Source organism: Candidatus Eisenbacteria bacterium (assembly GCA_035712145.1).
Classification (GTDB): domain Bacteria; phylum Eisenbacteria; class RBG-16-71-46; order RBG-16-71-46; family RBG-16-71-46; genus DASTBI01.
This window is the reverse complement of the sequence record DASTBI010000210.1, coordinates 1-1,811: the sequence shown is the minus strand read 5'-3', so window position 1 is coordinate 1,811 and position 1,811 is coordinate 1. Positions and strand designations below refer to the sequence as shown.

Annotated in this window: 2 protein-coding genes; one reads left to right on the top strand and one right to left on the bottom strand. The window is 64.6% G+C overall.

Annotated features, from left to right (window positions below):
• The first annotated feature begins 470 nt into the window (after positions 1-470).
• On the top strand, positions 471-1,262 hold the full coding sequence (locus VFQ05_15110; protein ID HET9328094.1) for a GNAT family N-acetyltransferase: 792 nt from the start codon (positions 471-473) through the stop codon (positions 1,260-1,262).
• Positions 1,263-1,459: 197 nt separating this feature from the next.
• Here the strand turns inward: VFQ05_15110 and VFQ05_15105 are convergent.
• Positions 1,460-1,811: hypothetical protein (locus VFQ05_15105; protein ID HET9328093.1), on the bottom strand; the 352-nt coding region annotated here is incomplete at its 5' end.

The following is a 1,811-nucleotide window of genomic DNA, read 5'->3' as shown; positions in this document are numbered from 1 at the left end:
GATCAACGCCGCAAGCAGCACGACCACCAGGTAGGGCAGGCGAGCCCCTCGACGGCTCACCGAACGGTTCTCCGAGTGCATCACGACCTCCCTTCATGCGGTCGATGGACCTCGACCGACGTGAACGGAGCGTGGCCGGCGTCGCTTGATCCGCGCTTGACTGGTCGGCGCTTCGAGCCGGCGCCAACGGCGCAAGGGCCGCCGAGTCAGGGACTTGGCAGCGGCCCAGCGGCTGGCCGAGGGCGGTCGTGCAAGGCTTGCTTTCTGACCGTCACCCTGCTCACCTATCGCTCGGGCTACAGCTGTGGCTCACGGATCGAAGGCGAGGAAGAAATGCTGTCGAGAGCCGCCGCCGACCTCGATGCAGGATCGAACTCATCGCCGGGACGGTAGCGCCGGGCCCGTCGCCCGCACGGTGACTCAATGGCATGCCGCTCGAGTCTGGCGTTCCGAGGAGGCCTGTGCCGCCCATGTCGGTTGATCGCCAGACCTCGCAAGCCTGGCGAGTGAACGTGCTCAACCTCGCGCTTGGGCACCGAACCTTCGAGACCGAGTTCGCGACCTTCGTCGTCAATCCGGAAATTCCATTCATCTACGACGCCAATTTCATCTATGACATCTCGGCGGCCTCGGACGCTGAGATCGAGCGCCTGCTGGATCGGGCCCGGGAAGAGTTTGCGCACTGCTCGACCCTGACCTTCAGACTCTCCCCCTCGGCCCAGCCGTCGATCGAGTCGCGCCTCGCACTGATCGGGGTCGAGCAGACGCGCATCCTCATCATGCTCCTCACGGAGGATCTGCGCGCTGAGCCGCGATCGTGTGACCTCAGGCCAATCATCAGCGCAGAGGACTGGCGCGCATTCCGCGAGCTGAAGCGGGTCGAATGGGCCGAGCATGCCAATCCAGCCGAGGGCGATCCGCGGCGCTGGCAGGTCCCCGACGGTCTCGCCACGGCGGCGCGGCTCAAGTGTCCTCCGGTGCGCTACACCATGGCCTACGTGGACGGCCGGCCGGTGGGCTTCTTCAACTCGTGGGAGGGTGTCGACGGCATGGGACAGGTCGAGGATCTCTTCGTGTTGCCGGAGTATCGCCACCGAGGAATTGCGACGGCCTTGATCCACCATTGCGTGGCCGAAGCCCGCGCTCAGAGTGCTGGCCCGATCGTGATTTGCGCCAACGTGGCGGAGACGTCGAAGGCCATGTACGCGGCCATGGGTTGGCGGCCGGTCGCCATCGGTCGCCAGTACGGGGTGAGCCGCTAGCCGCTGTCGCGCCAACTTGACTAGGTGGAGTTCAGGTCGCTCCTAGCAGCGACGGCTCGACCTTCCAGCCCACGAGTCGTGGCCCAGAAGACCTATTGCATTCGTCTCGCCAGATGCCACATGGAGTTTCAGGCAGCCGATTCAGCAAGACGGCGCGGTCGTGATGACCGCGCCGCTCTCGTCGATGCCGACTTCGGCTACTTCGTGTCGTCCGTCTTGGCCACGTGCTCCTTGGCCTTCTTGCTGACCTTGGCGATCTTCTCCTTGTAGATCTTCATCTGATCCGCCGTCAGCACCTGAGCGAGCGACTCCTCGCGCTCCTTGAGGACGGTGACCATCGATTCCTTCATCTTCGTCTTGTCGCCGGCCGCCGCGGTCTTGGCCTCGGCCATCTTCCGGTACGACTCGGTCATCGCCGCCTCGAACTGCGGCGCCTGCTCGGGAGTGATCTTCAGGGTCTTCTGCCACTTGTTCAGCGCCTTCTTGGCCATCTCCTCGGGGGATTGCCCCTTGTGCTTTCCATAATCGCCCGCGACGACGTTCGGAGCG

What these genes read in the sequence shown, in the direction of transcription:
- VFQ05_15110 (HET9328094.1), top strand. Translation starts at nt 471, where the DNA reads ATGTCGGTTGATCGCCAGACCTCGCAAGCCTGGCGAGTGAACGTGCTC.